This window comes from Pseudoxanthomonas sp. Root630 (assembly GCF_001427585.1).
GTDB lineage: Bacteria > Pseudomonadota > Gammaproteobacteria > Xanthomonadales > Xanthomonadaceae > Pseudoxanthomonas_A.
Window position 1 is genome coordinate 405,596 of sequence record NZ_LMGY01000001.1, and the last position, 26,666, is coordinate 432,261.

At 67.9% G+C, this 26,666-nt stretch carries 26 protein-coding genes; 13 read left to right on the forward strand and 13 right to left on the reverse strand.

Annotation, left to right across the window (positions count from 1 at the left end; translation table 11 throughout):
- Positions 1–8 precede the first annotated feature (8 nt).
- Positions 9–419: a hypothetical protein gene (locus tag ASD72_RS01945; RefSeq protein ID WP_056878269.1), complete on the reverse strand. Its 411-nt coding sequence runs from the start codon at positions 417–419 to the stop codon at positions 9–11.
- 41 nt (positions 420–460) lie between these two features.
- Here ASD72_RS01945 and ASD72_RS01950 point away from each other — a divergent pair, with 41 nt between their 5' ends.
- The gene (locus ASD72_RS01950; RefSeq protein ID WP_056878270.1) at positions 461–799 is read left to right on the forward strand and encodes an MGMT family protein; all 339 of its coding nucleotides are present in this window, start codon (positions 461–463) and stop codon (positions 797–799) included.
- Between the two features lie 42 nt (positions 800–841).
- A complete protein-coding gene (locus tag ASD72_RS01955; RefSeq protein WP_056878271.1) occupies positions 842–1,486 on the forward strand; it encodes a rhomboid family intramembrane serine protease in 645 nt (214 codons plus the stop codon).
- Positions 1,487–1,550: 64 nt separating this feature from the next.
- On the opposite strand, the gene ASD72_RS01960 is transcribed toward ASD72_RS01955, so the two are convergent.
- Both ASD72_RS01960 and ASD72_RS01965 read right to left on the reverse strand, forming a co-directional pair.
- Complete coding sequence (locus tag ASD72_RS01960) at positions 1,551–3,572, reverse strand: M13 family metallopeptidase (RefSeq protein WP_056878272.1); 2,022 nt, start codon at positions 3,570–3,572, stop codon at positions 1,551–1,553.
- Between the two features lie 453 nt (positions 3,573–4,025).
- The gene (locus tag ASD72_RS01965) at positions 4,026–6,107 is read right to left on the reverse strand and encodes a M13-type metalloendopeptidase (RefSeq protein ID WP_056878484.1); all 2,082 of its coding nucleotides are present in this window, start codon (positions 6,105–6,107) and stop codon (positions 4,026–4,028) included.
- A 258-nt stretch (positions 6,108–6,365) separates the two neighbouring features.
- Here ASD72_RS01965 and ASD72_RS01970 point away from each other — a divergent pair, with 258 nt between their 5' ends.
- Positions 6,366–7,739 carry an MBL fold metallo-hydrolase gene (locus ASD72_RS01970; protein ID WP_056878273.1) on the forward strand — a complete coding sequence of 458 codons (1,374 nt, stop codon included), beginning with the start codon at positions 6,366–6,368 and terminating at the stop codon, positions 7,737–7,739.
- A gap of 19 nt (positions 7,740–7,758) precedes the next feature.
- On the opposite strand, the gene ASD72_RS01975 is transcribed toward ASD72_RS01970, so the two are convergent.
- The 7 genes from ASD72_RS01975 to trxA all read right to left on the reverse strand — a co-directional run bounded on the left by ASD72_RS01975 (position 7,759) and on the right by trxA (position 15,223).
- Positions 7,759–9,468: a CHASE2 domain-containing protein gene (locus ASD72_RS01975; protein WP_056878274.1), complete on the reverse strand. Its 1,710-nt coding sequence runs from the start codon at positions 9,466–9,468 to the stop codon at positions 7,759–7,761.
- Positions 9,465–11,114, reverse strand: coding sequence for a FecR domain-containing protein (locus ASD72_RS01980; RefSeq protein ID WP_162250334.1), 1,650 nt, complete (start codon positions 11,112–11,114; stop codon positions 9,465–9,467). Before ASD72_RS01980 ends, ASD72_RS01975 begins: the two co-directional genes overlap by 4 nt.
- A gap of 124 nt (positions 11,115–11,238) precedes the next feature.
- The gene (locus tag ASD72_RS01985; RefSeq protein ID WP_235577916.1) at positions 11,239–12,261 is read right to left on the reverse strand and encodes a serine hydrolase domain-containing protein; all 1,023 of its coding nucleotides are present in this window, start codon (positions 12,259–12,261) and stop codon (positions 11,239–11,241) included.
- A gap of 75 nt (positions 12,262–12,336) precedes the next feature.
- A complete protein-coding gene (locus ASD72_RS01990; protein ID WP_056878277.1) occupies positions 12,337–13,113 on the reverse strand; it encodes a queuosine precursor transporter in 777 nt (258 codons plus the stop codon).
- A 3-nt stretch (positions 13,114–13,116) separates the two neighbouring features.
- The gene (locus ASD72_RS01995; RefSeq protein ID WP_056878278.1) at positions 13,117–13,788 is read right to left on the reverse strand and encodes a DUF502 domain-containing protein; all 672 of its coding nucleotides are present in this window, start codon (positions 13,786–13,788) and stop codon (positions 13,117–13,119) included.
- Positions 13,789–13,860: 72 nt separating this feature from the next.
- On the reverse strand, positions 13,861–14,325 hold the full coding sequence (locus ASD72_RS02000; protein WP_056878279.1) for a DUF4442 domain-containing protein: 465 nt from the start codon (positions 14,323–14,325) through the stop codon (positions 13,861–13,863).
- A gap of 43 nt (positions 14,326–14,368) precedes the next feature.
- Complete coding sequence (gene trxA / locus ASD72_RS02005) at positions 14,369–15,223, reverse strand: thioredoxin (protein ID WP_056878280.1); 855 nt, start codon at positions 15,221–15,223, stop codon at positions 14,369–14,371.
- A gap of 139 nt (positions 15,224–15,362) precedes the next feature.
- On the opposite strand from trxA, the gene ASD72_RS02010 reads away from it, so the two are divergent.
- Genes ASD72_RS02010 through ASD72_RS02020 form a run of 3 tightly spaced genes read left to right on the forward strand, consistent with a single transcriptional unit; the run spans position 15,363 to position 16,794 of the window.
- Positions 15,363–16,001 (forward strand): hypothetical protein, encoded by a 639-nt coding sequence (locus ASD72_RS02010; protein ID WP_155944418.1) that lies wholly within the window; start codon positions 15,363–15,365, stop codon positions 15,999–16,001.
- On the forward strand, positions 15,998–16,213 hold the full coding sequence (locus ASD72_RS02015) for a helix-turn-helix transcriptional regulator (RefSeq protein ID WP_056878282.1): 216 nt from the start codon (positions 15,998–16,000) through the stop codon (positions 16,211–16,213). The genes ASD72_RS02010 and ASD72_RS02015 overlap by 4 nt, the downstream gene beginning before the upstream one ends.
- On the forward strand, positions 16,210–16,794 hold the full coding sequence (locus ASD72_RS02020; protein WP_056878283.1) for a DUF998 domain-containing protein: 585 nt from the start codon (positions 16,210–16,212) through the stop codon (positions 16,792–16,794). The genes ASD72_RS02015 and ASD72_RS02020 overlap by 4 nt, the downstream gene beginning before the upstream one ends.
- Positions 16,795–16,818: 24 nt before the next feature.
- Here the strand turns inward: ASD72_RS02020 and ASD72_RS02025 are convergent, their stop codons facing one another.
- Positions 16,819–18,120 (reverse strand): amidohydrolase family protein, encoded by a 1,302-nt coding sequence (locus tag ASD72_RS02025; RefSeq protein ID WP_056878284.1) that lies wholly within the window; start codon positions 18,118–18,120, stop codon positions 16,819–16,821.
- Positions 18,121–18,227: 107 nt separating this feature from the next.
- Here ASD72_RS02025 and leuS point away from each other — a divergent pair, with 107 nt between their 5' ends.
- From leuS to rlmH, 6 genes are all read left to right on the forward strand, one after another.
- On the forward strand, positions 18,228–20,861 hold the full coding sequence (gene leuS / locus ASD72_RS02030; RefSeq protein WP_056878285.1) for a leucine--tRNA ligase: 2,634 nt from the start codon (positions 18,228–18,230) through the stop codon (positions 20,859–20,861).
- Positions 20,862–20,951: 90 nt separating this feature from the next.
- Positions 20,952–21,500 (forward strand): LPS assembly lipoprotein LptE, encoded by a 549-nt coding sequence (gene lptE / locus ASD72_RS02035; protein ID WP_056878286.1) that lies wholly within the window; start codon positions 20,952–20,954, stop codon positions 21,498–21,500.
- Positions 21,500–22,534, forward strand: a complete 1,035-nt coding sequence (gene holA / locus ASD72_RS02040) for a DNA polymerase III subunit delta (RefSeq protein ID WP_056878287.1) — start codon at positions 21,500–21,502, stop codon at positions 22,532–22,534. Before lptE ends, holA begins: the two co-directional genes overlap by 1 nt.
- Positions 22,535–22,546: 12 nt before the next feature.
- Positions 22,547–23,224 (forward strand): nicotinate-nucleotide adenylyltransferase, encoded by a 678-nt coding sequence (gene nadD / locus ASD72_RS02045; RefSeq protein WP_056878288.1) that lies wholly within the window; start codon positions 22,547–22,549, stop codon positions 23,222–23,224.
- 31 nt (positions 23,225–23,255) lie between these two features.
- The gene (rsfS, locus tag ASD72_RS02050) at positions 23,256–23,672 is read left to right on the forward strand and encodes a ribosome silencing factor (protein WP_056878289.1); all 417 of its coding nucleotides are present in this window, start codon (positions 23,256–23,258) and stop codon (positions 23,670–23,672) included.
- A gap of 75 nt (positions 23,673–23,747) precedes the next feature.
- Positions 23,748–24,218, forward strand: a complete 471-nt coding sequence (rlmH, locus tag ASD72_RS02055) for a 23S rRNA (pseudouridine(1915)-N(3))-methyltransferase RlmH (RefSeq protein ID WP_056878290.1) — start codon at positions 23,748–23,750, stop codon at positions 24,216–24,218.
- 73 nt (positions 24,219–24,291) lie between these two features.
- Here rlmH and ASD72_RS02060 read toward each other — a convergent pair whose 3' ends face one another.
- Together ASD72_RS02060 and ASD72_RS02065 are read right to left on the reverse strand one after the other, a co-directional pair.
- Positions 24,292–24,948, reverse strand: a complete 657-nt coding sequence (locus tag ASD72_RS02060; RefSeq protein ID WP_056878291.1) for an energy transducer TonB — start codon at positions 24,946–24,948, stop codon at positions 24,292–24,294.
- A gap of 209 nt (positions 24,949–25,157) precedes the next feature.
- Entirely contained in the window at positions 25,158–25,901 is a 744-nt protein-coding gene (locus tag ASD72_RS02065; RefSeq protein WP_056878292.1) for an SIMPL domain-containing protein, read from the reverse strand.
- A 161-nt stretch (positions 25,902–26,062) separates the two neighbouring features.
- Between ASD72_RS02065 and ASD72_RS02070 the strand changes: the two genes are divergently transcribed.
- Positions 26,063–26,662, forward strand: coding sequence for a Maf family nucleotide pyrophosphatase (locus tag ASD72_RS02070; RefSeq protein ID WP_056878293.1), 600 nt, complete (start codon positions 26,063–26,065; stop codon positions 26,660–26,662).
- The last annotated feature ends 4 nt before the right edge of the window (positions 26,663–26,666 follow it).

The following is a 26,666-nucleotide window of genomic DNA, read 5'->3' on the forward strand; positions in this document are numbered from 1 at the left end:
GGCGCGCCCTACAGCAGGTCGCCTTCCGCGGAAAGCGCGCGCTCCATGCTGTCGCCCAGGCCACCGATCTCCAGCACCAGGCGGTCCACTTCCGCCGGGCTCAGGCTCTCGTAAGGGCGGTTCTCGCACAGCTGCAGGTAGGGCACGCCGTCGAGTTCGCCGATGGCCAGGTAGCCCACGCTGCTCTGCCAGTTGAATGTCAGCGCGCGCCGGGCATCGATGCCGGTCATCGGTGCGATCACGGTGCTCACGCGCAGGTAGCCGCGCTCGTCGTCGTTGCCCAGTTCGGACAGGAAGATCGCCTGGTGCCGTTTACCGTTGCCCAGCGACAGTTCCACGCAGGCCACGAAGGGATCGTGCATGGTGACCTTGTAGCCGGAAGAATTCAGGTGGCCGCGAACCTGTTCGAAGTTTTCCATGGCGTGCTCCGGTGTTGCCGATGCCGCTATGCTAATCCGGCATGAGCGCCAAGTCTCCCGAAGACCGCATCCTGGCTGCGATCCGCGCGATCCCGCGCGGACAGGTGGCCGGCTATGGCGAAGTCGCGTACCGCGCGGGCCTGCCCGGGCGGGCACGGCTGGCAGCGCGCATCCTCAGCCAGAACGACGATCCTGGGCTGCCTTGGCACCGCGTGCTGCGCTCGGATGGGCGCATCGCATTCCCGGAAGGCTCGCGGGCGTATCGCGAGCAGAGCCAGCGCCTGCGCGCGGAGGGCGTGAAGGTGGAGAACGGGCGGGTGAAGCGTCCGCGCAAGGCCGACACCCTCGACGAGGCGCTGTGGGGTCCCGGCCAGCCTTAACGTGACACAAGTATCATGGCGGCATATGACATGAGGACCGCCATGTTTCCCCGTTTGCTTCCCGTCACCCGCAACCTGTTGATCGCCAATGTCGCCGTCTACTTCCTGCAGCTCTTACTGGGCGGGGCGTTCGAGACGTTGTTCGCACTGAGGCCGGTCGGGTATGGCTTCATGCCATGGCAGTTGCTGACTTACGGCTTCATGCACGATCCGTCGGGCGTTGCGCACCTGGCGTTCAACATGCTCGCGCTGTGGATGTTCGGCAGTCCGCTGGAGCAGACCTGGGGCGCGAAGCGTTTCCTCACCTATTACCTGGTCTGCATCGTCGGCGCCGGTCTGCTGCAGCTGGGCGTCGGCTGGTGGATGGTGAGCAGCGGCGGCATGCCGTACCCCACGCTGGGTGCGTCCGGCGGTGTGTTCGGCCTGTTGCTGGGGTACGGGATGCTGTTCCCCGACAACCGCATGATCATTTTCCCGCTGCCGATGGCGATCCGTGCGCGCACCCTGGTGATCATCTACGCCGTACTCGCCCTGCTGATGGGGTTCACCGGCCTGCAACCGGGCGTGGCCCATTTCGCGCACCTGGGCGGCATGGTGTTCGGCTGGCTGATGATCCGCTACTGGCGCGGCCAGCCGCCATTCGGGCGCGGCCGGCGCGGTCCGCCCCGCATGCGTATCGTCAAGTGATCGGTGGATGAAGAAAGGCGCGGAATTCCGCGCCTTTCTTTTGTCCCGCGGTTAACGGCGGAACTCAGCGCCAGACGCGGATCTGTTCGGCCTCGTTGGCCTGCATCGGCTGGCCGGCCTTGCAGGTGAACGCCTGCGCGAAGGACGGCTGCTGGGTCAACGGGCCGTTGGCACGCCACTGGCCGGGTGCATGCACATCCACGGCGGCACGCTGCGCCGCCTCGGTCTCCGAGAGGTTCTGCGCCCACAACGTGGCCCAGGCCTTGTAGAACGACTGCTTCGCTGCGGCGCTGGCCTGCGGTTCGGCGGTCGCGAACGCATCCCACGCCAGCTCGACGCCCGCGAGATCGGCGAGGTTCTCGTCCTGCGTGAGCGCTCCATTGACCTTGACGTTCTTCAGGTCGGGATAGGCGTAGGCGCCGTACTGCGTGGCGACCTTGCTGCCCAGGGCATTCCATGCCGCCACGTCGGCCGGGCTCCACCAGTCGCGCAGCTGGCCCTTCGCATCGACCATGCGGCCCTTGCTGTCGAAGCCGCGGCTCAGCTCGTGGCCGACCAGTGCGCCGAACGCGCCGTACTGCACGGCCGCCGGCTGCTTCGCATCGAAGATCTCTTCCTGCAGGACGGCAGCGGTGACGATCAGGCGGTTCTGCGCCAGGTCGTAGGCCAGCGCCGGTTGCTGCGGCAGCACGTCCCAGCGGCGGTCGGCGTTGCCCTTGCCGATGCGCTTCATCTCTTCGCGATGGCGCCACGTGGACGCGATCAGGATGTTGCCGCCGAAGCTGCCGCGACCCATCGGCTGCACGGTGTAGTCGAGGTCGCGCCTGGGCGTGCTGACTTCGATCTTCAGCTTGTCCAGCTTCGCCTTGCCTTCGGCCTTGGCGGTGTCGCTCAACCAGCTGCTGCGCTCGATGCCGCGGCCCAGTGCATCACGCACCTGGCCGGCGATCTGTTCGGCGCGGCGCTTGTGGTCGGACGGCACGTAACGCTCGGCGTATTCCTTGCCCAGCATCGGGCCGGCGGCGAGGTTGATGGCGTCGAGCACCTGGCGCCAGCGCGGGGCCGGCGCGGCCTCGCCACGCAGCACGCGGCCACGGAAGTCGAACTCCGCGTCGCGGAATGGTTTGGCCAGGTACGGCGCCATCGCATCGCCCACGCGCCAGCGCAGGTACGCCTTCCACTGGTCGGGCTTGAGGCTGGCGACCAGACCGTCGAGGCGCTTGAACAGGGCAGGATCGGCGAGCGAGACGGTGTCGTCGTTCACGCCCTGCGCTTTCAGGAAGGCATCGAGTTGCAGGTTGCGGTACTGCTTGCCCAGGTCCTTGGTCGGCACGGGGGCGTAGTTGGCGAACGGGCTGCGCAGGTCGACGATCGGCTTGGACACCTGGGCCAGGCGCGATTCGAGGTCGATCACCAGGGCGGACTCGGCATCCAGCTTCGCGGCCGGCGTGCCGGTCAGGGCCAGCACCTGCTTCACATAGGCGCGGTAACGGCCCAGCAGCTCGCGGGTGTCGGCGTCGCTGCGGGTGTAGTAGGCGGGGTCGGGCAGGCCCAGGCCGCCCTGCATGAAGTAGCCGATGTGGCGGTCCAGCGCCTGCAGGTCCACGTCCGGGCTGAAGTTGAACGCCACCGGGACACCGACCTGGTGCAGCGCGGCGATGGCCGGCGCGACGTCCTTGGGCTTCTTGATGGCGTTGATGCGGTCCAGCAGCGGGGCGATGGGCTTGGCGCCATCGGCTTCCACGGCGGCTTCGTCCAGGCCGCTGGCCCAGAAGTCGCCCAGCAGCTTCTGCACGTTGCCCTGCGGCGACTTCATCGCCGCGTCGAGCAGGGCGCGCTGCTGCTCCAGGGTGCGCTCGCGGAAGGCGCCCAGCACGCTCACGCCGCCTTCGCCGGCGGGGACGGGGTGGTTCTTCAACCAGGCGGCATTCGTGGCGGTGTAGAAGTCGGTGCACTCCGCGCTGACGGCGGGGGCACGCGCGGCGCGCTTCTTGCGCTGCGCATCGGCGTCCGGGGCGCCCAGGGCCAGGACCAGGGCAAGAGCGATCAGGGTGGGACGGCCGAGTGCGGTGCGCGGGAGGGACATCAGGGGGGTTCCGTGATTCAGGGGTCGGGCGATTCTAGCAAGCACCTCCGGGTTAAGCCTTTTGCGAGCGACAAAACTTTCGACCAAGGTGGCGAATATTCTGGCAGCCTGTCACAGCTCTCGCAGATTGATGAAATGCACATTCACTAATCAAAAATAGAAGAGGCCTGAATAATCAGGCCTCTTGTTAGTCAACGTAACGTACACGCGAAGTTGAAGTAGGGCATGTTTGTAGAGCTGGATGTGCCCGGCGTACAGGAGTTGCCCCCCTCACTTCTGTTGTCCATGGACGATCTGACTTCAGTGCGGATTTGTGAGCTTGCGATGTTTGCTCCGCAAACTAGTTCGACGTCATTCTTGCTTAGTTCCTTCATTTTGTACTCCTGAATGTGGCTTCTTGCCACTAGAAGAAACTAGCTCGAACAATCACAGTTCCGCAATTTACATTTGCGTTTACCAGATCACGACCTGCTGGTCGCCGCCACGCACCATCGCGTCGCCCGCCTTGCAGGAGAACGCCGCCGCGAACGTGGGCAGGTTGGACGGCGCGCCGATGGCGCGGAACTGCGCCGGGGCGTGCTCGTCGGTGGCGATGCGGTTCTTCAGTTCTTCCGGGGTGAAGTTGCGGCGCCACACGGTGGCCCAGTTGAGGAAGAAGCGCTGGTCGCGGGTCAGGCCGTCGGTCTTCGGGTCCGGCGTATTGCCCGCCGCCGCCTTCATCGCGTCGTAGGCCGTGGCCAGGCCGCCCAGGTCGGCGATGTTCTCGCCCAGGGTGTGGTTGCCGTTGATCTTCTGGCCGTCGGCGGTGCGGTAGCCGTCGAACTGCGCCACCAGCTTGCCGGTCAGCGCCTTGAAGCCCTTGGAATCGGCAGCGCTCCACCAGTTCTCGAACTTGCCGGTGGCACCGAAGCGGCTGCCCTGGTCGTCGTAGCCGTGGGTCATCTCGTGGCCGATCACCGCGCCGATGCCGCCGTAGTTCATTTCATCCGTGGCGTTCGGGTCGAAGAACGGCGGCTGCAGGATGGCGGCCGGGAACACGATCTCGTTCTGCAGCGGGTTGTAGTACGCGTTGACCATCTGCGGCGGCATGCCCCACTCGGTGCGATCGACCGGCTTGCCGATCTTGCCGAGGTTCCACTTGTAGTTGAACTCCATCGCCGACAACACGTTGCCGATGTAGCTGTCGCGGCTGGTGGACAGGCCGGTCCAGTCGCGCCACTTGTCGGGGTAGCCGATCTTGGTGGTGAAGGCGGCCTGCTTTTCCATCGCCTTGGCCTTGGTCTCGTCGCTCATCCACGACAGGGACTGGATGCGCGCCTTCAACGCCGTGCCCAGGTTGGCCACCAGCTTCTCCATCTTGGCCTTGGACTCTTCCGGGAACGCGACCTTCACGTACATCTGGCCCAGCGCTTCGCCGCTCTGGCCTTCGATGGTGGAGAGCACGCGCTTCCAGCGCTGTTCGATCTCCTTCTGGCCACGCAGCGTCTTGGCGTAGAAATTGAAGTTCTCGTTGGCGAAGGCGTCGCTCAGGTAGGGCGACGCGCCGTCGATGGTGTGGAAGCGCAGGTAGGCGCGCCACGCGGCCGGGTCGGTGTCGCCCAGCATCTTGCTGACTTCCTGGTGGAACGCCGGCACGGCCAGCGAGAACTTCTCCTGCGGCGCCACGCCCTGCGATTCGAAGAACTTCGTCCACGAGAAGTTCGGGGTCAGCTTGTCGGCGTCGGCCAGCGTCACCGGGTTGTAGTAGATCGACACGTCACGCGACATTTCTTCGCGCGACTTCGACACCTTCGCCAGGCGCGTCTCGAACGCCATGATGTCGGCCGCCTGCTTCTGCGCGTCAGCCGTGGCCACGCCGGAGAGCTCCAGGACCTTGGCGATGTGCGCCACGTAGGCGTCGCGGATGTCCTTCTTGTCGGCGTCGAAGTAGAAATTCTTGTCCGGCAGGCCCAGACCGCCCTGGAAGGCGTAGGCCAGGTTGGTGTCGGGCTTGTCGAAGTCGGCTTCGGCGCCGAAGCCGAACAGGAACGCCTGGCCCTTGGCCGCGGATTCATTGAGGTACGCCACGATGGCGTCCTTGTCCTGCAGGCCGTCGATCGTCTTCAGCACGGGGACGATCGGCTCGATGCCCTGCGCGTTGACCTTGGCCTCGTCCATGCCGGTGGACCACAGGTCGCCGACGATCTTCTCGACACCGGTCGCGCCGGCGTGCGCGGCGGCCTGCTCGGCCAACTGCTTCTGCACGGCGGTGGAGCGTTCGGCCAGCATCTCGAAGGCGCCCCAACTGGTGCGGTCGCTCGGGATCGCATTGGCGGCCAGCCACTTGCCGTTGGCGTAGCCGGCGAAGTCGGCGCAGGCATTCTTGGTGGTGTCGAGGTCGCCGATCTGGAAACGGTTGACGCCCGGCAGGGTGCTTTCGTCCAGCTTGAGTTCCAGCGCGTCAGGCGCCTTCGCGGCCGTGTCGGCGGCCGGGGCGGCCTCTTCCTTCTTGGCGCACGCGGCCAGCGCGGCGGCCACGGCGAGCGAAAGCATCAGGATCTGGGGTTTGCGGGCAATCACGGTCTACTCCGGCCCCGGGCAGGGGCAATGGAAAAAAGGAACCCCCAGGCGGGGGCGTGCGGGGACTCTACGCCTGCCCGGATGAGGGCAGGTGTGTCGAAGGTCATGGGTGCACACCCGGAAACCGGTGGTAGACGCATCGCCTTCAGCCTTGCGCCATCGGGCGGGCCCAAACGGCCGATTTCGCCCCCCGGCAGGCCGCATACTCGCCGTCAGGCGGAGGAGGGCGAACCCATGCAGGTCCATTTCCATGGCGCGGCCGGCGAGGTCACCGGCTCGATGCACCTGGTCGAAGCGGCGGGCAAGCGCGTGCTGCTGGATTGCGGCCTGATCCAGGGCAGCCGGGAGGCGGAGGCGCGCAACGCCGAGCCGTTCCCCTTCGATCCCTCGACGCTCGATGCGCTGGTGCTGAGCCACGCCCACATCGACCACATCGGGCGCGTGCCGCTGCTGGTGAAGCGCGGCTTCCGGGGGCCGATCCACACCCAGCAGGCCAGCGCCGAACTGATGCCGATCATGCTGGCGGATGCGGCCTCGCTTTCCGAGTCCGAGGCCGAGCGCGCGAATCGACACCTGCGCAAGGGCGACGCGCCCGTCGAACCTTTGTTCGCTGCCGAAGACGTGCGGCAGGCGATGCAGCAGGTGCAGCCGCTGCCGTACGACACGCGCACGACGATCGTGCCGGGTGTGGACATCGCCCTGCGCGACGCCGGCCATATCCTGGGCTCGGCGATCGTCGAACTCTGGGCCGACGGCCGCAAGCTGGTGTTCTCCGGCGACCTCGGGCCGAAGGGCACGCCGATCCTGCGTGACCCCGCCGTGGTGCGCCAGGCGGACCTGCTGCTGATGGAATCCACCTACGGCGACCGCAACCATCGCGACCGCCCGGAGACCGTGCGCGAACTGGGCGATATCTTCGAGCATGCCTGGCGCGACCGCGGCAACGTGCTCATCCCCGCGTTCGCGGTGGGCCGCACGCAGGAATTGCTGTACTGGTTCGCGCGCAACTGGGATGCGTGGAAGCTCGCACGTTGGCGGATCTTCCTCGACAGTCCGATGGCAGCGAAGGTGGTGAACGTCTACGCGCGCCACCATGGCCTGTTCGACGAGGATGCGCGCCGGGTCTGGTCGCAGTCGCCCAATCCGTTCCGCCTGCCGAACCTGCATGTCGCCGAGACCACCCAGCAGTCGATGGCGATCAACCAGGTCGAGAACGGCGCGATCATCATCGCCGGCTCCGGGATGGCGAACGGGGGCCGCATCCAGCATCACCTGCGCTACAACATCGGCCGCCGCAATGCGCACGTGGTGTTCGTCGGCTACCAGGCGGAAGGCACGCTGGGCCGGCGGTTGGTGGATGGTGCCGCGTGGGTCCGCATCCATGGCCGCGACTATCGCGTCAACGCGCAGCGCCACACGGTGGGCGGGCTGTCGGCGCATACCGACCAGCGCGGGTTGATGGAGTGGTATGGCCAGTTCCAGCCTTCGCCCCCGCTCGTGCTGGTGCATGGCGAGGACAAAGCGCGTGAAGCACTGGCGGGCGAGATCGGCGAGCGGCACGGTGCGCCGGTGGACCTGGCGCGTCCCGGGATGGTGGTGGACGTCTAGGCCGGCAGGCCGGCGTCGCTCAGATCCGCGTGGCGGAGACGCCGACCGGTTCGTGCTCGCCGGTATGGCTGAAGCTGCGGTTCCGGCCGGTCTGCTTGGCGCGGTAGAGCGCGGCATCGGCGCGGTCGAAGACGTCCTCCGGGCCCAGGTCGTCGCCGGACTGGAACGTGTGGATGCCGATGCTGGCCGTGAACGGCGGCGACGCGCTCGCGTTGGCGCCATGGGGTTTGCGGCCCAGGTTGGCCAGGTCCACATGGATCGTGGTCGCGATGGTCGCCGCCGCCTGTGCGGAAGTTTCCGGCAGCAGCACGGCGAACTCGTCGCCGCCCAGGCGCGCGACCAGATCGCGCGGGCGACGTGCCCGGCTGCGCAGCACGCGGCCGAGCGCCTTCAGCGCCGCGTCGCCTGCCGTGTGGCCCTGGCTGTCGTTGAGCTGCTTGAAGTGGTCGATATCCATCACGAGCAGCGACAGCGGCTGGCCACTGCGACGAGCGACGCGTAGCTCCTGATCCAGCGCCTGGTCGAAGCGGTTGCGGTTGGCCAGGCCGGTCAACGCATCGGATTGCGCCTGCTTGTGCGTGCGCCGCAGCAGCCGGTAAAGCCACAGGGATGCGCCCAACGCCAAGACCAGCAGCGCCGGCACCGGCGAGAACCAGGTGTGGCCGTACCGCAGCAACAGCACGGCGAGCACCAGCGCCGCCACCATGGTCAACACGGTCGGCAGCCATACGCGACGCAGGCCCGGGAGTATCGACAGCAGCAGCGGCAGGGCGGCCAGGAGGGCGGCCAGGAGGGCCTGTCCGCCTTCGCCCATCGGCGTGATGGCGGCATCCTTCAACAGCATGTTCAAGAGATTGGCCTGGTAGTCCGCGCCGCTCATGCTGGCGGTGAGCGGCTGGCCGGGAGCGCGCGCGATCTGGCCCATGCCGGTCGCGTTCACGCCGACCACGATCCAGTTCCCGCGCAGCAGCGAGGTCGGTATACGCTGGTTGAGCACGTCGGTGTAGGAGACATGCCGGAAGGCATTCGGCGGCGACGTGAACGGAATGCGCACTTCGTGGTCCCGCACCCAGTCGGTGTCCGATGCGGGGGGCAGCTCCGTGGCCACCAGGCGCCGCCCGGGCAGTTCCGTGCTGGCGCCACTGGGCTGGTCGAGTTGCAGCAACGCCAGGGCCAGGGCGGGCCAGTGCGGGGATCCCAGGCCCGCGCGCAGGTAGACGCTGCGGGCGACGCCGTCCTCTTCCAGCGCCATTTCGGCGTGGCCCAGCGACGCCGCCGATGCGGCGAACTCGGGGATCGGCATCAGCTCCACGCTGGGGCCATTGCGTTGCACGGGTTCCGCGAACACCGGTAGCACGACCCGCCCGCTGCGGCCGATCGCGCGCGCCAGCAGAGCGTCGCCTTCCGGATCGAAGAGCGCCGGCTCCGACAGCAGCACATTGAAGGCGATGCCCTTTGTCTCCGCCAGGCGCAGGCGATCGATCAACTGCGCGTGTACGCGTCGCGACCAGGGCCAGCGACCGAGTTCGGCCAGGCTCTTCTGGTCGATGTCCACCACCACGATGCGCGGATCCGCATCGGGCGCCGCTCCGCGCACCAGCCGGTCGTAGAGCCAGGCGTCCGGCGTGGCCGTCAGGCCCGACAGCGTCACCAGCACCGCGAGCGCGGCCGCGCCCACCGCCGTCAGCAGGCGGGCTTTCCATTTGGTCGCGGGCGCAGGGGTGCTCACAAGGCGAGCAGTATGAGCAACGCCCCCGCCCCAGCGCCAATCCTGCAGAAGCGGCAGGGCACTTCGACCGCCTGCGGGCGGGGGAAAGGCCCTTCGAAGCCGTCCACGTCGATGGTCTGGGCACGCAGGTACCAGATGCCGCTCCGCAGGCGGGGCAGGGTGATTTCTGCCTCGCCGACGGTCTTGTCCACGGTCACTTCCCGGAAATCGGCGGTCCGCGACATCTGGAAGCGGTAGCGCTGCCCCGGCTGGCCTGCGGGCCAGCGGAACGTCACCTGCCGGGTGTTCCCGGCTTCGGCGGCATGCCTGTCGATGGCGGTGACTTCGGCCATCGGTCGCAGGGTGAAGGCGATGGCGTCGCCGAAAGGCCCCGTCGTGCCCGCGCGGTCCACGCTGCGGATGCGCCAGTGGTAGTCGCCCGGCGGGATGGCGCCCAGGGTGGCCGTGGTGGCGTCTTTCACGCGCGCCTGGGCGATCGGCTGGGTGAAGCCTGCCGCGCCGGCGACTTCATAGTCGTAGGCCGCCGCACCCGGTGCACGCGTCCAGCTCAGCGCCACGTCGTGCGTACGGACCACGCTGGATGCCGCGGGGGCGATGGAGTATGGCGGCTGGAGCAGGCCGTCCACTTGCAGGTGCGCGACGGCATCGCGGCCCTCCAGCCCTTGCGCATCGATGCCGCGTACGCGCACGTAGTAGCTGCCTTCCTCGAGCGGCGGCAACGTGTAGTCGGGCGTGTCGACCTCGACGTCCAGCCGCAGGCTGTCGAAACGCGGGTGCTCGCTGATCTGGACGCGGTACTGGCGCGCGCCCGCCACGGCAGGCCAGGCCAGCGGGGCGCGCGTCACCTGCGGCGCCGGCACGAGCCTGGACAGATCCGGTGCGCCGAGGAGGGTAACCGGTGTCACTTCGGTTTGATCATGCGCGACCACGGTGCCATAGCCGCGCTGCACCAGTGCGCTGCGGGCCCCGGCACTGACCGCCACCCGTCCCTCCAGCACCTCGGTCTGTGTGCCTGCCGCATTGGCTTCAACGCGGAACTGCGTGCCCCGCACCGCTGAAGACGCACTGGGCGTATCGACGATGAAGTTCGCCGCAGGGCCCCGCAGGTGGCGTACGTCATTGCCGATGCGTCCGCGCTGCAGGCGCAGGCGCGTGTCGGCGATGCCGGACCGCCCGAGACGCGTCAGTCGCTCCAGCAGCAACTCGCTGTCGCCGAGCAGCAGCAGGCGCGAGCCGTCCGCGAATTGCAGGCTGAGGGAGGCTTCCGGTGTCGTCTCCACCACGGCCCCGCTGCCGAGCGACATGCCGGCCGTCACCGGCGCGGCACGGCCGGCCGTGGTCCGGGTCGAGGCGTCGCCGTTGACGGCGACGACTTTGGCGCGCGCTGGCTGGCGGTGCAGCCATTGCACCGGAATGCGGAGCGTGCTTCCAGGCGTGAGCCGATAGGGGTCGGCGACGCGGTTGTGCTCCTGCAGGCGTTGCCAGGGCACGGAGGGGGCGAGGTATTCACCCGCAACGTCCCACAGCGTGTCGCCCGGACGCACGCGATACGTCCAGTCCTGCGCTGTCGCCGGGCATACCAGGGCCAGCAGGAGCGCCAGTGCTCCCGCCCGCCATCCCATCCGTTGGATCGTCCGCTTCTGCATCGTTGCCCCCGCTGTCACAAAAGTGTTGCGTCGGTCACAATTATAGAAGAAACGTTGCATTGCACTGGCCGGTGAGAAGCCTTTCTCACGTCACATTAGTCCTGATCGTGAGACGCGTCCTGCATCAGGGCTCCGCACCCCACAGGGCTGCGATCCGTCGTGCGAGCGGGTAAGGCTCAGGGCCGTCGCGGTTGGTCAGTACGACGACGGTGAGATGGCGATCCGGGAACCGCAGCAACACGTTGCGGAAGCCGATGCTCTCGCCGGAATGCCAGCGCATGCGGCCCTGCAGCCGCCAGCCGAACCCATAGTGCGCCACGTCCGTTTCGGTGGTCGCGGTAGCGGGTCGCACCGCCAGCGCACGTGACGCCGCCGACAACAGCCGTTCGTCGTACCACGCCGCATCCCACCGCGCGAGATCGGTGAGCGAGGAATAGATGCCGCCATCGCCGAGCACGGCGCTCGTCGTGCTCTGGTCCGTTCTCCGCCATTGGCCATCCACGAGGCTGTAGCCGTACGCGCGCGATGCGACGGCAGGTCCATCGTCCTCCCGCGCGAGCGTCTGCGTCATGCCGAGCGGCGAGAACACGCGCGCATGCAGGAACTCGGCGAAGCGTTTCCCCGACGCGCGTTCCACCACCAGGGCCAGCAGCGCATAGCCGCTGTTGCTGTAGCGGTAACCGCTGCCGGACGCGAAGTAGAGGCGATCCTCGCGCGCCAGCAGGCGCAGCACGTCGGCGTCGTGCACCTGCCCGGTTTGGCCGTCGGGGATCAGGTCTTCGTAGTCGATCAGCCCCGAGGTGTGGCTCAACAGGTGGCGTAGCGTCACGGCGTCCGCTGACGCCGGCAACGTGGGCAACCATCGCCTTACTGGATCGTCGAGCGTGAGGACACCATCCTCCATGAGCAGCAGCACGCATGCGGCGGTGAACTGCTTGCTGATGGACGCGAGCCGGTATTGCGTGGCGGGCGTGGCGTGGCGGCCGGTCTCGCGCTCGGCCATGCCGTAGCTGCGTTCGAACGCGGGCTTCCCGTTCTCCAGCACCAGCACCGATGCGCCCGGCGCGTCGCCGCCGTAGTCGCGCATCCATGCGTCTATCGTGGCATCGCGCGATGCGGCGCCTGCTTCACCCGTCGCCATCAGCATCACTCCCAGCGCCCAAGCGGTCTTCATTGCCGTCCCCGTGATGGAGCGAAGGAAGCCTAGCGCAAGTGGCGGGGGTCAGTCCGCCGCCGCTTCGTCGCGCAGCGCCTGCTCGCGGTCTCGCCCCAGGTAGAGGCGGATACCGTGGCGCATCAGGTACAACAGCGGGATCAACGCGATGGCAGCCAGCATCTTGTAGGCGTAGTTCACCGTGCTGACGGCGAGGAAGAGGGATGTCGGCCACTTCTGCGGCCCCAGCACGAAGGCGATGTAGATCACCACGAAGCTGTCCACCAGTTGCGAGATCGCGGTGGAGCCGGTGGCGCGCAGCCATACCCAGCGTTCGCCGGTGGCCTCGCGGATGCGATGGAACACGGAGACATCGATCAGCTGCCCGACCAGGAAGGCCACCACCGAGCCGGCGATGGTCCACATGCCCTGGCCGAAAATCGCGGCGAAGGCCTTCTGGTAGTCCGGCACGCCCTGCGCCTGCGCCGCCTCCACCCACCAGCCTGCCGGCGCCAGCGCGATGGCGGCGAAGGCGAAGAGAAAGCCATAGACGATCAGCGCCACCGCCAACCACGAGATGAAGCGCACGCCGCGCTTGCCGAAGAACTCGTTGATGGTGTCGGTCAGGATGAACACGAACGGCCACAGCAGCGTGCCTGCCGTGAAGCTGAGCGAGCCGGTCTGGCCGAACAGGTTCCATTCCAGCGGCGCGATGCCGAGCGTGTCTTCCAGGGCGAAGATCTTGACGCCGATGAACTCGGCAAGCACTGCGTTCGCGCAGAACACCGCCGCCAGCACGATGAAGAGACGGACCGCGCGATCGTCCAGCGTGCGCGGTGCGTTCATCGGTCAGCGATCCCCTGCGCGGGTGAAGGGCATCGCGTCGGGCGCCACGGCGCCGCCGGAGATGATGAAGCTCATCGCCTGGTCCACCGTCCAATCGGTCGGCGTGAGCAGCTCGACCGGCACGATTTCCAGGTAGCCGGAGGTGGGATTCGGCGTGGTGGGAACGTAGACCGCGGCCAGTTCGCGACCGCTGCCTTCCTCGCGCATCACGCGGGTGACGAGGCCGACCGATTTCATGTCCCGGTGAGGGAAGTCGATCAGCACCACGCGCTGCGTGCTGCCGGGCTTGGTCTCCAGCATGTCCAGCAGCTTGCGTGCGCTGGTATAGATGACGTTGGCCAGCGGCACCCGCGCGATCAGCGCCTCGAACCAGCGCAGCAGCCGTTGCCCGACGACGCGGCGCGTCAGCGCGCCAACCGCCAGGATCACGAACAGCGTGGCGACCATCGCGATCGTGTTCTGCACCCACAGGCCGTTGAACCAGCCCAGCGACTGCGGGAACGTCGCCGCGATGCGGTGCGACAGCGGCTCCACCCACGGCTTGCTGATGTCCGACAGGAGGACGAAGACGAACTTGATGACGACCCAGGTCAGCCAGATAGGCAGCAGGGTCAGCAGGCCGGTGATGAAGAGTTTCTGCACCGAGGCGCGGTGCGGGGGATGGTCGGGGGGCATGCGTCTATTGTAGGCCGCCGCGAGGCTGCGGCTGTAGCGCCATCGATGGAACGCCGTGGCGCCGTCCAGGGCTCAGCCGGCTGCCGTCCGCGCCTCGGGCTTCAGGCGCACGTAGATCTGCTTGCGCACGCGCGCGACGACTTCGTTCTGGGCGTTGAAGACGTCCGCGGGCATCCAGCGCAGGTGCTTCTGTCCGTTGGCCGCTTCGGCACGGATCTCCTGCAGTACGCGCTCGTCCAGGCGGAATTCGGCGTGCAGCGTGCCCTTGCCGGGCTTCACGAATTCGATCTCGGCGGCCTTGTCCCAGACGTAGTAATCCGGTCCCAGGCGCTCCTTGGCCAGGATCATCCAGAACGGATCGGTCATGGCGAACAGGCTGCCGCCGAAATGCGTGCCCACGTAGTTGCGATTCCAGGGCCGCATGCGCAGTTCGACGCGCGCGAAACTCCAGTCGTGGGCCATTTCGGTGACGTGGATGCCGCTGAGCAGGAACGGCGGCCAGACGTTGAAGACGTGCCGCAGGGTAGTGGGTTTCATGGGTACTGCGCGTGCAAGGGGTCGGTACGATAGGTGTCGGCGATCAGAACAGCAGAGAGGACATTTTCCGGCGGTACTGGCTGACGAGGGCGTCATCCTCGATCACCCGAAACGCGTCGATCAGGCTCTTGCGGGCGAGCCCCTCCTCGTAGGTGCGATCGCGCTTCAGCATCTCGAGGAACTGCTCGAGCGCTGGTTCCGACTCGCCAGCGACCAGTGCATGCACGCCCAGCAGGTGGCGTGAGCGCAGGTCGTCCGGATCGGCCTGGACGGCATTCCGAAGGGCCTCGGGCGACGGCGCGTCCTTCAGCGCCGCCGCGAAGCCCAAGCGCGCGCGCGCCTTCACGGCGCGGTCGTCGGTCGCGAGATTGGCCGGCAACGCATCCAGCAGGCGCTCGGCCTCGGAGGCTTCGCCGGTCTTCAGCAGCGCGAGCACCAGGTCCAGCTTGAGCTCTTCCTTGTCGGGCTCGGCGCTGATGGCCTCGCGCAGCGCGGCGACCTGGGCCTGGGGATCCAGGGGTGCCAGTTCTTCCTCGATCGGGCCGCCCTCGGCCGGCACGACGCCGTGCGACGCGAGGAACTCGCGCAGCTGGCCTTCGGGCAGGGCGCCGGGAAAGCCATCCACGATCTGCCCGCCCTGGACCAGGAAGACCGTCGGGACGGAACGGATCTGGAAGGCGGCCGCGATCTGCTGCTCCTTGTCGACATCGACCTTGGCCAGCACGAAGGCGCCGTTGTACTCGCCGGCGAGCTTCTCGAGGATCGGCCCCAGGGTCTTGCACGGGCCGCACCACGTGGCCCAGAAATCCACCAGTACCGGCACGTCCAGCGATTTGCGCAGGACGTCGGCCTCGAAGGTCTCGGTGGTGGCGTCGAAAACGTGGGGCAGCTCGCTCATCGGGCAGGTTCGTGGCTACGGGGAGTCGCGTTCACATGGTGGCGCGGGACGCAGGATACAAGGAGATGTAAAAAGCACTTGACATGAGTTGGGTTGAATGTAATGTATAAATTACATATTGTGCGGTGGAGGATACGTCATGGCATGGCGGCGTGGGGGATGGCTGGGATTGCTGGTGGTGGGGCTACTTGCGTTCTGGGCCCTGCTGGCGGGTCCGTCGACCCTGATGGGGTTCGACCTGGGCAAGGCGGGCACCGCGACGCTGGTGCTGGTGGCATGGGCCGCGCTGTACGCCATCTCGCGGATGCCGCAGGGCGAAGCCGAGCGCGGACTGTCGCCGGGCGAATGGCGGGCCTGGATCGGCGTGGCGTTCATGCTGGCGGCGACGGGCTACTTCCTCGCCCACGCGGATGTCTTCTCCGCTGCGCCCTTGCGGGAAAACCCGGATGCCTCGGCGGTGGGCCGGAACCTAGTGCTGTTGCTGGTGGCGTGGAGCGTGCTGTCCGGCGTGCTCGGCGCGCGCTGGAAGGGGCGCGTGCAGGAAGACGAGCGTGATCGCGACATCGAAAAGCAGGCCGCCGGCTGGGGGCGGGGTGCGCTGATCGCCTGCATCATCGGACTGGCGCTGATGCTGGCCTTCTCGCCGGTCGAGCGCCTGGCATGGGCGACCCCTTTCATGATCGCGAACCTGCTGGTGTTCGCGCTGATGTGGGGCTGGCTGTGCGAGTACGTCGCGACGGCGGTGATGTACTGGCGCGACCGGCGGGGGACCGCATGACCGGCACGCCCGTCGCCAACGACATCCGTCGCCTGCGTTTCGAACGGGGCGAAATGACCCAGCAGGCCCTCGCCGATGCCTGCGGGGTGACCCGGCAGACCATCATCGCGCTGGAGGCCGGGCGCTATGCGCCGTCGTTGGAGCTGGCGTTCCGCATTGCGCGGGCATTCGGTGTGGGGATCGAGCAGGTGTTCCGGTGGGAGGAAGCATGAGCAGGGCATGGCGATGGAGCGGACTTTCGGCGGCAATCGTGTTTGCCGCGGCGGTGTGCGGTTTCGGAATGGCGCTGTCCGGCTACTCGCAGGTCTGGCACCCGGTCGCGGTCCTTGGCGCGAAAGGCGTGCCGCACGCGCTCGGCTTCAATCTGCTCGGCTTCATGCTGACCGGCGCGCTCGCCGCCCTCGTGGCGCTGGACCTGCGCCATCGGCTGCCTGCCGGCACAGGGTGGCCTGCCCGCGTGGGCGCGCAGTTCCTGCTGCTGTCCGCATTGGGTTTCATCGGCCTGGGCGTGTTGCCGCTGGATCCCGGCGACCTGCACAACCACGCCAGCAGCCTGCATGCGACGGCGTGGCTGCTGTGGTGGGTGGCGTTCGTGCCCGGCGCAGTGCTGTTCGCCTTCGGCATGCGTGGGCGGACCGGGTGGCGTCCCGCCGTGACGGCGAGCGTGATCGCCGCCGTGATCGTGCTGTTCAGTGCGCTGATCGCGGTCGCGTTGATGCCGGCAGGCATCGCGCAGCGGCTGGGTTATGCCGCGTGGCTGCTGTGGATGTGCGTGGCGGCCTGGAGACGGTAGTCCGCTGCCAGGCCGTGCGACCGCTCACGGCTGGCGATAGACCTTGCCGTCCTTCATCACGAAATCGACCTTCAGCACGGCGTTGATGTCGTCCACCGGATTGCCCGGCACGGCGACGATGTCCGCGCGCTTGCCGGCTTCGATCACGCCCTGGTCGTCCACGCCCAGCACCTCTGCCGCGCGGATGGTCGCCGCCTGCAGCGCGTAGGCGGCAGGCATGCCTGCTTCGACCATGTAGACGAACTCGCGCGCGTTGTCGCCGTGCGGCCCCACGCCCATGTCGGTGCCGAAGGCGATCTTCACGCCGTTGCGGTAGGCCTTGCCGGCGGTTTCCTGGATCAGCGCGCCAATGCGTTGCGCCTTCGGCCGCACCACGGCGGGGAAATAGCCGTCGATCTTCGCCTTCTCGGCGACGAAGCGGCCGGCCGAGATCGTGGGCACGTACCAGGTGCCGTGCTGCTTCATCAGCCGCATCACCTCGTCGTCCATGTAGGTGCCATGTTCGATGCTGGTGACGCCGCCGAGGATGGCGCGCTTCATGCCCTCCTTGCCGTGCGCATGCGCCGCGACGCGGAAGCCGTAGTCGCGCGCGGTGTCGACGATGGCCTTCACCTCCTCGACGGTGAACTGCGGCGCGTCGCCGGACTTGGCGTAGCTCAGCACGCCGCCGGTGGCGGTGATCTTGATGACGTCGCTGCCGTCCTTGTAGCGCTGGCGCACGGCCTGGCGTGCGTCGTCGATCGAGTTGATGACGCCTTCGGTCGGGCCGGGCGGGCCCATCAGGTGTGCCAGATGGGTGTTGAAGCCGTTGGTGGGGTCGGCATGGCCGCCGGTGGTGGCGATCGACGTGCCCGCGGCGAAGATGCGCGGGCCCTTCACCGTGCCCTGGTTCACGGCGTCGCGCAGATGCAGCGTCACCTCACCCCCGAGGTCGCGCACGCTGGTGAAGCCGGCCATCAGGGTCTTTTCGGCGTAGCCCACCGAGCGATAGGCGAAATCCACCGGATCCAGGCGGAAGCCCTCCGAATAGCTCTGCGGGCTGGATTCGCCGTCCAGATGGACGTGCAGGTCGGTCCAGCCCGGTGTGCAGGTGTGATCCGCCAGGACGATCGATTCGGCATCGGCCAGCTTGGCGCGGCCGGGAATGACATCGGCGATCCGGCCGTCGCGGACCAGGATGGTGTGCTCGCCCAGCACCTTGCCGCTGCGGGCGTCGAACACCCGTTCGCAATGCAGGGCCAGCGTCGCGGGCGCGGCGGCGATGGCGGACAGGCTGGCCGACAAGCCGCAGGCGGCCACGGCGAGGGCAAGGACGGTTCTGTTCATCTGGAATCCCCGGTTTCGACCCCCCTCATGCTAACCGGTGCCATGGCGGGCCATGGTGCGCTGCGGTACCCTTGGCGGCTTTGCCGTAGCCGTCGCCGCACGCCACCATGTCCACCGCCGCCGAACCCGTTTCCTACGATCCGAAATCCGTCGAGTCCCAGGCCCAGTCCTTCTGGGAGGCCCGGCGCGCCTTCGAGGTCGACGAGCGGTCGGACAAGCCGAAGTATTACTGCCTGTCCATGCTGCCGTACCCGTCGGGTGCGCTGCACATGGGCCACGTGCGCAACTACACCATCGGCGACGTGATCAGCCGCTACAAGCGCATGACCGGCCACAACGTGCTGCAGCCGATGGGCTGGGACGCGTTCGGCCTGCCGGCCGAGAACGCCGCGATCAAGAACAAGACCGCGCCGGCCAAGTGGACCTACGCCAACATCGACCATATGCGCAGCCAGCTGAAGTCGCTGGGCTACGCGATCGACTGGTCGCGCGAGTTCGCGACCTGCCGGCCGGAGTACTACGTGCATGAGCAGCGCATGTTCACGCGCCTGCTGCGCAAGGGCCTGGCCTACCGCAAGAACTCGGTGGTGAACTGGGATCCGGTCGACCAGACCGTGCTGGCCAACGAACAGGTGATCGACGGCAAGGGATGGCGCTCTGGTGCTGTCGTGGAGAAGCGCGAGATTCCGCAGTGGTTCCTGCGCATCACCGACTACGCCCAGGAATTGCTCGACGGCCTGGATGACCTGCCGGGCTGGCCCGATGCCGTCAAGACCATGCAGCGCAACTGGATCGGCCGGTCGGAAGGCCTGGAGATCCAGTTCGCCGTCGACGGCCACGAGCCGCTGACGGTGTTCACCACGCGTCCCGACACGCTGATGGGCGTGACCTTCGTGTCGATCGCGGGCGAGCACGCGCTGGCGCAGAAGGCCGCCGCATCGAATCCCGTGCTTGCCGCGTTCCTGGCCGAACTCAAGCAGGGCGGCGTGTCCGAAGCGGAACTGGAGACCCAGGAAAAGCGCGGCATGGATACCGGCCTGGTGGCCGTGCATCCGGTCACCGGCGACAGGATCCCGGTGTGGGTCGCCAACTTCGTGCTGATGGGCTACGGCACCGGCGCGGTGATGGCCGTGCCCGGGCACGACGAGCGCGACTTCGAGTTCGCCACCAAGTACGCGCTGCCGATCCGCCAGGTGATTGCGCTCAAGGCGCCGAAGAACGACGAAGAGAAGACCTACGACGCCACCACGTGGCGCGACTGGTACAGCGACAAGACGCGCGACGACCTGGAACTGGTCAACTCGGGCGAGTTCGATGGCCTGGATTACCGCGGCGCGTTCGAGGCGCTGGCCGAGCGCTTCGAGCGCAAGGGCCAGGGCCAGCGCCGGGTCAACTACCGCCTGCGCGACTGGGGCGTCAGCCGCCAGCGCTACTGGGGCTGCCCGATCCCGGTGATCTATTGCGACGCCTGCGGCGCGGTGCCGGTGCCGGATTCGGACCTGCCCGTCGTGCTGCCGGAGAACGTGACCCTGGACGGCGTGAAGTCGCCGATCAAGGCCGATCCAGAATGGCGCAAGACGAAGTGCCCGCAGTGCGGCGCGGCCGCCGAGCGCGAGACCGATACCTTCGACACGTTCATGGAGTCGAGCTGGTACTACGCGCGCTACACCTCGCCGGGCGCGAAGGACATGGTCGACAAGCGCGGCAACTACTGGTTGCCGGTGGACCAGTACATCGGCGGCATCGAGCACGCGATCCTGCACCTGATGTACTTCCGCTTCTACCACAAGCTCCTGCGCGACGCCCGACTGGTGGACAGCGACGAGCCGGCGACCAACCTGCTGACGCAGGGCATGGTGATCGCCGAGACGTTCTACCGCGACAACGCCGATGGTTCGAAGGACTGGATCAACCCCATCGACGTGGAAGTCCAGCGCGACGACAAGGCGCGCGTGGTCGGCGCCACGCTGAAGTCCGACGGCCAGCCGGTGAAGATCGGCGCGGTCGAGAAGATGTCGAAGTCGAAGAACAACGGCGTCGACCCGCAATCGATGGTCGACAAGTTCGGCGCGGACACCGTCCGCCTGTTCTCGATGTTCGCTGCGCCGCCCGAGCAATCGCTGGAGTGGAACGAGGCCGGCGTGGAAGGCATGGCGCGCTTCCTGCGCCGCCTGTGGGCGCAGGTGCAGAAGCATGCCGCCGATGGTCCGTCGTCGGCCCTGGACGTGGCCGCGTTGGGCGCCGACCAGAAGGCCGTGCGCCGCAAGACCCACGAAACCATCGACAAGGTCGGCAACGATTACGGCAAGCGCCACAGCTTCAACACGGCGATCGCGGCGGTGATGGAGTTGTCCAACCTGCTGGGCAAGTTCGACGACGCCTCCCCGCAGGGCCGCGCCGTGCGCCAGGAGGCGCTTGAGGCCGCGGTGCTGCTGCTGAACCCGATCACCCCGCACGCCAGCCACGCGCTGTGGCAGGCGCTGGGCCATGTCGAGACGCTGATCGAAGACCAGCCGTTCCCGCAGGTCGATGTCGATGCGCTGGTGCGCGACACGGTGACGCTGGCCGTGCAGGTCAACGGCAAGTTGCGCGGCACCATCGACGTGGCGGCGGACGCACCGCGCGACCTGGTCGAGTCCCTGGCCAAGGCCGAGCCGAACACCGCCAAGTTCCTTGAGGGTCAGGCAATCCGCAAGGTCATCGTGGTGCCGGGCAAGATCGTCAACATCGTCGCGGGCTGAGGACGGGCGCCGGCGGCGCCTTGCCTCCGTGTTCACCTGCGGGCGGGCTACGCTATTGCCGCCCATGACGGCCTCGTCCAGACTTCGCCCATGACCCGATTCCGCCTGCCGTTGCTCCTCGCCGCCCTGGTCCTGCTCGCCGGTTGCGGCTTCCACCTGCGCAACCAGATCGCGCTGCCAGCAGACCTGGGGCCGGTCAGGGTGGTGGGCGCTTCGACGTCCTACAGTCCGTTGGTCACCAGTCTCTCGCGCGGCCTGCAGGCCGCCGGCGCCACGCTGGCAGCTCAGATCGGCGAGGAACAGGACGCGACCGCGGCGGATGAGCAGGTGGCTACGTTGCGCATCCTGTCCGAGCGTTGGGGCGACCTGCCCATCGCCGTGGACCAGTTCGGCCGTGCGCAGGAGTTCAGCCTGCGCTACGCGGTGGTATTCGCTTTCAGCAAGGCCGACGGCACCGACCTGGTGCCGCAGCAGGTGGTCGAACTGTCGCGCGACTACGTGTCGCCGCCACAGGACGCGACCGGCACGACCACCGAACGCGAAGTGCTGGCGGAAGAACTCCGGCGCGAGATGGCGGCGTCGATCCTGCGCCGCGTGGACGGCGTGGTGCGTTCCGGTCCGGTGACCGCGGCGCCCTGATGGAACTCAAGCCGGAACAGCTGGCCGCGCGTGGCGCGTCCGAGCCGTTGCATCCGGTCTACCTGATCGCGGGTCCCGAGATCCTGCGCGTGCTGGAAGCCGCCGACGCCGTGCGCGCGCAAGCGAGGGCGCAGGGCATCGGCGAGCGCGAGGTGTTCGATGCCGACGGTCGCGACTTCGACTGGGGCCAGCTCGATGCGAGCTTCAACGCACCCAGTCTGTTCAGTGCGCGCCGGCTGGTGGAAGTGCGCCTGCCGGGCGGCAAGCCAGGCAAGGAGGGCGCCGAGGTCATCAGCGCCTTCTGCGCGAACCCGCCGCCGGATGTGGTGCTGCTGATCACGGCGGGCGAATGGGGCAAGGCCTACCAGGGCAAGTGGAGCGATGCCATCGCCCGCATCGGCGTGGTCGCGGTGGCGTGGGCCATCAAGCCGCACGAGCTGCCGGGCTGGATCGAGAGTCGCCTGCGCAGCAAGGGCCTGCGTGCCGATCGCGACGCCGTGCAACTGCTGGCCGAACGCGTCGAGGGCAACCTGCTAGCGGCCGCGCAGGAGATCGACAAGCTGGCGCTCCTCAGCGACGGACAGCCGCTGGATGCCGGCCGCATGGAGGCGCTGGTCGCCAATGCCGCGCGCTACGACGTGTTCCGCCTGACCGACGCCGTGTTGGCCGGGCAGGGCGCACAGGTGTCGCGCATCCTCGCCGGCCTGCGCGCCGAGGGCGACGTGGTCGCCGGCCTGATGCCGATGATCGTCAAGGAACTGCTGCGTACCGCCTCGCTGGCGCGCGTGCAGGCCGGTGGCGGCAATCTCGCGGCCGAAATGAAGGCGCAGGGCATCTGGGAAGCGAAACAGGCGCCGTTCAAGCGCGCGCTGCAGCGGCATGCCTCGCCCGCACGCTGGGACCGCTTCGTCGCCGAAGCCTCGAAGATCGACCGCACCGCGAAGGGTCGCGGCGACGGCGATGCCTGGGTGGCGCTGGAGCGCCTGTTGCTGGCCATCGCCGAGGCCAAGGCCGTGCGCCTGCTGGTGGCCTGACGGGCGCGCGGGATGCTGCAGCTCTTCTACGGCGGCACGTTCGACCCCATCCACAACGGACACCTGGCCATCGCGCGCGCCGCGCGGGATGAACTGAGCGTGCCGGTGCGCCTGATGCCCGCCGCGGACCCGCCGCACCGGGCCCCGCCGGGCGCGAGCGCCGTGCAGCGCGCGCGACTGCTCGACCTCGCGGTGCAGGACGAAGCCGGCCTGCGCGTGGATCGTCGTGAACTCCTCCGGGCCGAACGCCTGCCGGAAGCCCGCTCCTACACCATCGACACGCTGCGCGAACTGCGCGCCGAGTCGGGGGACGCCGTGCCGCTGGCCTTGTTGATCGGGGCCGACAGCCTGCTCGGGTTGCCCACGTGGCGGGAGTGGCGGACGTTGTTCGGGCTCACCCATTTCATCGTCGCCGACCGGCCGGGAAGTCCGTTGGATGTGGATCTGCCGGGCGAGCTGGCCGACGTGCTGGCGTCGCGCTGGACGTCCTCGCCTGAGGTGCTGGGCGACGTACCCGCCGGGTTGGTCTACCGGCTGAGCCACCCGCTGCAACCCGAATCGGCCACCGAAATCCGGCGCCGGATCGCGGCGGGGCAGGCCTGGCGGCACCTCGTGCCCGCGCGCGTGGCGGAGGCCATCGCCGACGAAAGGCTCTACCTTGGCCAGGCGGCCGGGCCCGGTCCGCTATAATCGCGGCCGTACCTCCGGAGCCACCAAGCCTTTGTCCAGCCAAGCCCACGTCATCAAGACCCGCCTGCCCAGCCCGCCCCCGGCCCTGCCGGATCTGCTCGCCACGGTGCACGCCGCGGTCCAGGAGCTGAAAGCCAAGGATGTCGTTGAGATCGACGTGCGCGGCAAGTCCAGCGTCGCCGATTACCTCGTCATCGCTTCCGGCACGTCGACGCGCCATGTGAAGTCGATCGCCGACGAGGTGGTGAAGTTCGCCAAGAAACTGGATGTCATGCCGCTGGGCGTGGAAGGCGAGCGCGAGGCCGAATGGGTGCTCGTGGACCTGGGCGACGTCATCGTCCACGTCATGCTGCCCCGCGTGCGCGAGTTCTACGCGCTGGAGCGCCTGTGGACGGTCGGCGACCAGCCGCCGGAAGACGTCGAGACCGCCGACGAATCGCGTCTCTGACCGGTTCGACCGAACGTTGAAGCGAAGGCGCCCGAGGGCGCCTTCGTCGTTTCCGGCGCCCGCTATCATGACGCCATGAAATGTCGTCTCATCGCCACCGGCGAGCGCGCGCCCAGTTGGGTCGCCCAGGGATTCGCCGAATACCAGAAGCGGTTGTCGCACTGGCTCCCGTTCGAGCTGGTCGAGATCGAGCCTGGCCTGCGTGGCAAGGGCCGCGATCCGCAACGCGCGATCGAGGACGAAGGCAAGCGCGTGCTCGCAGCGCTGCCGAAGAACGCCCACATCGTCGCGCTGGAAGTCACCGGGAAGCCTTATTCGTCGGAACAGCTCGCGCAGCGGCTGGAGCACTGGCGCACACTGGGGCGCGATATCGCGCTGTTGATCGGCGGGCCGGAAGGCCATGCGCCCGATGTGGTCGCCGCGGCGCACGAGAAATGGTCGCTCAGTCCGCTGACGCTGCCGCACATGCTGGTGCGGCTAGTGGTGGCCGAACAGGTCTACCGCGCGGCGGCGATGCTGGCGAACCATCCCTATCACCGCGCCTGATGCGGTGGTGCATTGTGGGAACCCCAAGAAAAAGTCCGCCTTCCGGCGGGCTTTTTCCTTCATGCGCGAAGGATCACTGCAGGCTGAAGGCGATCGGTACCAGACCGTAAGCCTGCACCGCCTGCCCGTTCTGCATGGCCGGCTTGAAGCGCCAGGTCTTCAGCACGTGCTGGAGCGCCGCTTTGTCCAGGTTGCGGTTGCCGCTGCTGCTCTCCACGGTCACGCTGACCGGCGCTCCATCGACATCGACCAGCACGCGCAGCATCACCGTGCCCTGCACGCCGTTGCGCAACTCGTTGCTTGGATACCGCGGCGAGGTGGCGCGGACGTATTCCAGCGTCGCCGAAGGCAGCGGACCGCTCACGACCGGGCCGGTGATGTCACCGGCGTCGACCACGGACTGCTCGACGACCGGTTCGCTGCCGCCTTCGACGATCACGGAGGTATCGACCGTCGGGGTGATCGTGGTGGGCGTCGGCGTGGTCACCGGCTGCGGCTCGACGTGCTTGATGACCTGCTGCTCCTTGATCTCGACGATCTCAGGCGGCGGATCTTTCTGGATCCAGCGGACCTCGATCTTGGGTTTGACGACCGGTTGCAGCTGCGGCGCGGCCATGGGCGCGAGCAGCATCAGGAGGGCGACGGCGTGGACCGCGATGGCGGCCGCGATGGCGGCGATGCGGCCGATGTCGATGCGGGTGTCGGAACCGTGGGGTAGTGCGCGAACCATGATCCACCTCCTGAGGGCTGTGAACGGAACAACGCTCGGCCGCGAAGAGTGGGGTTGCAACGTCCCCGCGCCGCAAGCCCAGACTGTACTCCCCCGCACGTTGGCCGCAAGGGGGAAGGGCTTCGACCTTGGGCGTAGACCGGGATGGTCAGCCAGCAACGAAAACGGCGCCCCGGAGGGCGCCGTCTGCGGGTGCCGCGAGGCCGGCCTTACTTGCCCAGTTCGAACACCACGTCCAGGTTGACCGAGACCGTGGTTTCGCCCGGCGAGACCGGCGGCGCGCCGCTGGCGTCGCGGGCTTCCATCTTGGCCATGGCCATCATCGGGACCGGGCGGAAGCCGCCACTGCCCTCGGAAATGCTGACGATCCGGCGCACCTTCAGGCCCAGCGACTTCGCATAGGTCTCGGCACGGCCCTGGGCCTTCTTCAGCGCGGCCAGGCGGGCCTCGTCGTAGACCGGTTCCGGGTTGTCGATCTCGAAGCTCGGGCCGTTGATCTGGTTGGCGCCCACGCCGGCCAGCGCGTCCAGTACCTTGCCCAGCTTGGCGATGTCGCGGACCTTCACGCTGACCGTGTTGTTGGCCTGGTAGCCGGTGATCTTCGGGGCTTCGTTTTCGGCGTAGCGGTACTGCGGGTTGAGGCTGATCCCGCTGGTCTGCACGTCCTTGTCGGCGATGCCGGCGGCCTTGATGGCCGCGACCACCTTGGCCATCTGCTCGCTGTTCTGGCGCATGGCGGTATTGCCGTCCACGGCCTGGGTGACGACGCCGGCGGAGATCGTGGCGATGTCCGGCACGCGCGAGGCCTCGGCCTGCGCCGACACGTTGAGCAGGGTGCCGTCGGACGGGATCGCGTAGGCGGGAGCGGTCTGGGCGTGGCTGGTCATGGCGGCAGTGGTTCCCAGGGACAGGGTGAGGGCGAGCAGCAGGGGGCGGATCAGGGGCAGACGCATGGGATCTCCTTTTCGTGATTCGGGTGATGGAGCACCCGGTCGTTGTCGACGCGCAAGGGTGTTCACGATGACATGAACGGGTCGTGATCTACGGCAGGGTTAGCGATTCCCGCCCCGCATCAGGACCCATTCAGTCAGGTGCCGCGGGTTATTCTTCTTCGATGCTCTACCTGGCCTCCCAATCCCCGCGCCGTGCCGAACTGCTGACCCGCCTGGGGCTCGCGTTCGGCCGGATCGACCTCGACATCCCCGAGCACCGCCAGCCTGGCGAACCGGCCATCGACTACGTGCGCCGCGTCGCCCGTGAGAAGGCGGGGGCCGGCCTGCTCAAGGTCGTGGCCACGCCCGGCGCGGTCGTGCTGGGGGCGGACACCGAGGTCATCCTGGGCGACGAGGTGTTCGGCAAGCCTGCCGACGAAGCGGAGGCCGCCGCCATGCTGCGTCGGCTGTCCGGCCGTACCCACCAGGCCGTCTCCGCGGTGTCGGTGGTCAGTGCCGGCCGCGAAGCGCAGGCCCTGGTCGTCACGGACGTCAGCTTCGCCGAGTTGGACGATGCCGACATCGCGGCCTACGTCGCCAGTGGCGAAGCGATGGGCAAGGCCGGCGCCTACGGTATCCAGGGGCGCGCCGAACAGTTCGTCACCCGCCTGGCGGGCAGCTACTCGGCGGTGATGGGCCTGCCCCTGCACGAGACCGCGAAGCTGCTGCGCGAATTCGGCATCCATCCGTCGTCGGCGACCGCCGCCCACGCTACAGCCTGAGGGA

Bases quoted from the DNA above. Each gene is read 5' to 3' on its own strand.
- ASD72_RS02000 (WP_056878279.1), bottom strand. From the start codon at position 14,325: ATGAAACCCACTACCCTGCGGCACGTCTTCAACGTCTGGCCGCCGTTC.
- ASD72_RS01980 (WP_162250334.1), bottom strand. From the start codon at position 11,114: ATGCAGAAGCGGACGATCCAACGGATGGGATGGCGGGCGGGAGCACTG.
- ASD72_RS01990 (WP_056878277.1), bottom strand. From the start codon at position 13,113: ATGAACGCACCGCGCACGCTGGACGATCGCGCGGTCCGTCTCTTCATC.
- ASD72_RS01985 (WP_235577916.1), bottom strand. From the start codon at position 12,261: ATGCTGATGGCGACGGGTGAAGCAGGCGCCGCATCGCGCGATGCCACG.
- leuS (WP_056878285.1), top strand. From the start codon at position 18,228: ATGTCCACCGCCGCCGAACCCGTTTCCTACGATCCGAAATCCGTCGAG.
- ASD72_RS02060 (WP_056878291.1), bottom strand. From the start codon at position 24,948: ATGGTTCGCGCACTACCCCACGGTTCCGACACCCGCATCGACATCGGC.
- ASD72_RS02020 (WP_056878283.1), top strand. From the start codon at position 16,210: ATGAGCAGGGCATGGCGATGGAGCGGACTTTCGGCGGCAATCGTGTTT.
- rlmH (WP_056878290.1), top strand. From the start codon at position 23,748: ATGAAATGTCGTCTCATCGCCACCGGCGAGCGCGCGCCCAGTTGGGTC.
- ASD72_RS01955 (WP_056878271.1), top strand. From the start codon at position 842: ATGTTTCCCCGTTTGCTTCCCGTCACCCGCAACCTGTTGATCGCCAAT.
- ASD72_RS01960 (WP_056878272.1), bottom strand. From the start codon at position 3,572: ATGTCCCTCCCGCGCACCGCACTCGGCCGTCCCACCCTGATCGCTCTT.
- ASD72_RS02025 (WP_056878284.1), bottom strand. From the start codon at position 18,120: ATGAACAGAACCGTCCTTGCCCTCGCCGTGGCCGCCTGCGGCTTGTCG.
- ASD72_RS02070 (WP_056878293.1), top strand. From the start codon at position 26,063: ATGCTCTACCTGGCCTCCCAATCCCCGCGCCGTGCCGAACTGCTGACC.
- trxA (WP_056878280.1), bottom strand. From the start codon at position 15,223: ATGAGCGAGCTGCCCCACGTTTTCGACGCCACCACCGAGACCTTCGAG.
- lptE (WP_056878286.1), top strand. From the start codon at position 20,952: ATGACCCGATTCCGCCTGCCGTTGCTCCTCGCCGCCCTGGTCCTGCTC.
- ASD72_RS02065 (WP_056878292.1), bottom strand. From the start codon at position 25,901: ATGCGTCTGCCCCTGATCCGCCCCCTGCTGCTCGCCCTCACCCTGTCC.
- holA (WP_056878287.1), top strand. From the start codon at position 21,500: ATGGAACTCAAGCCGGAACAGCTGGCCGCGCGTGGCGCGTCCGAGCCG.
- ASD72_RS01945 (WP_056878269.1), bottom strand. From the start codon at position 419: ATGGAAAACTTCGAACAGGTTCGCGGCCACCTGAATTCTTCCGGCTAC.
- ASD72_RS01970 (WP_056878273.1), top strand. From the start codon at position 6,366: ATGCAGGTCCATTTCCATGGCGCGGCCGGCGAGGTCACCGGCTCGATG.
- ASD72_RS02010 (WP_155944418.1), top strand. From the start codon at position 15,363: ATGGCATGGCGGCGTGGGGGATGGCTGGGATTGCTGGTGGTGGGGCTA.
- ASD72_RS02015 (WP_056878282.1), top strand. From the start codon at position 15,998: ATGACCGGCACGCCCGTCGCCAACGACATCCGTCGCCTGCGTTTCGAA.
- ASD72_RS01950 (WP_056878270.1), top strand. From the start codon at position 461: ATGAGCGCCAAGTCTCCCGAAGACCGCATCCTGGCTGCGATCCGCGCG.
- ASD72_RS01995 (WP_056878278.1), bottom strand. From the start codon at position 13,788: ATGCCCCCCGACCATCCCCCGCACCGCGCCTCGGTGCAGAAACTCTTC.
- nadD (WP_056878288.1), top strand. From the start codon at position 22,547: ATGCTGCAGCTCTTCTACGGCGGCACGTTCGACCCCATCCACAACGGA.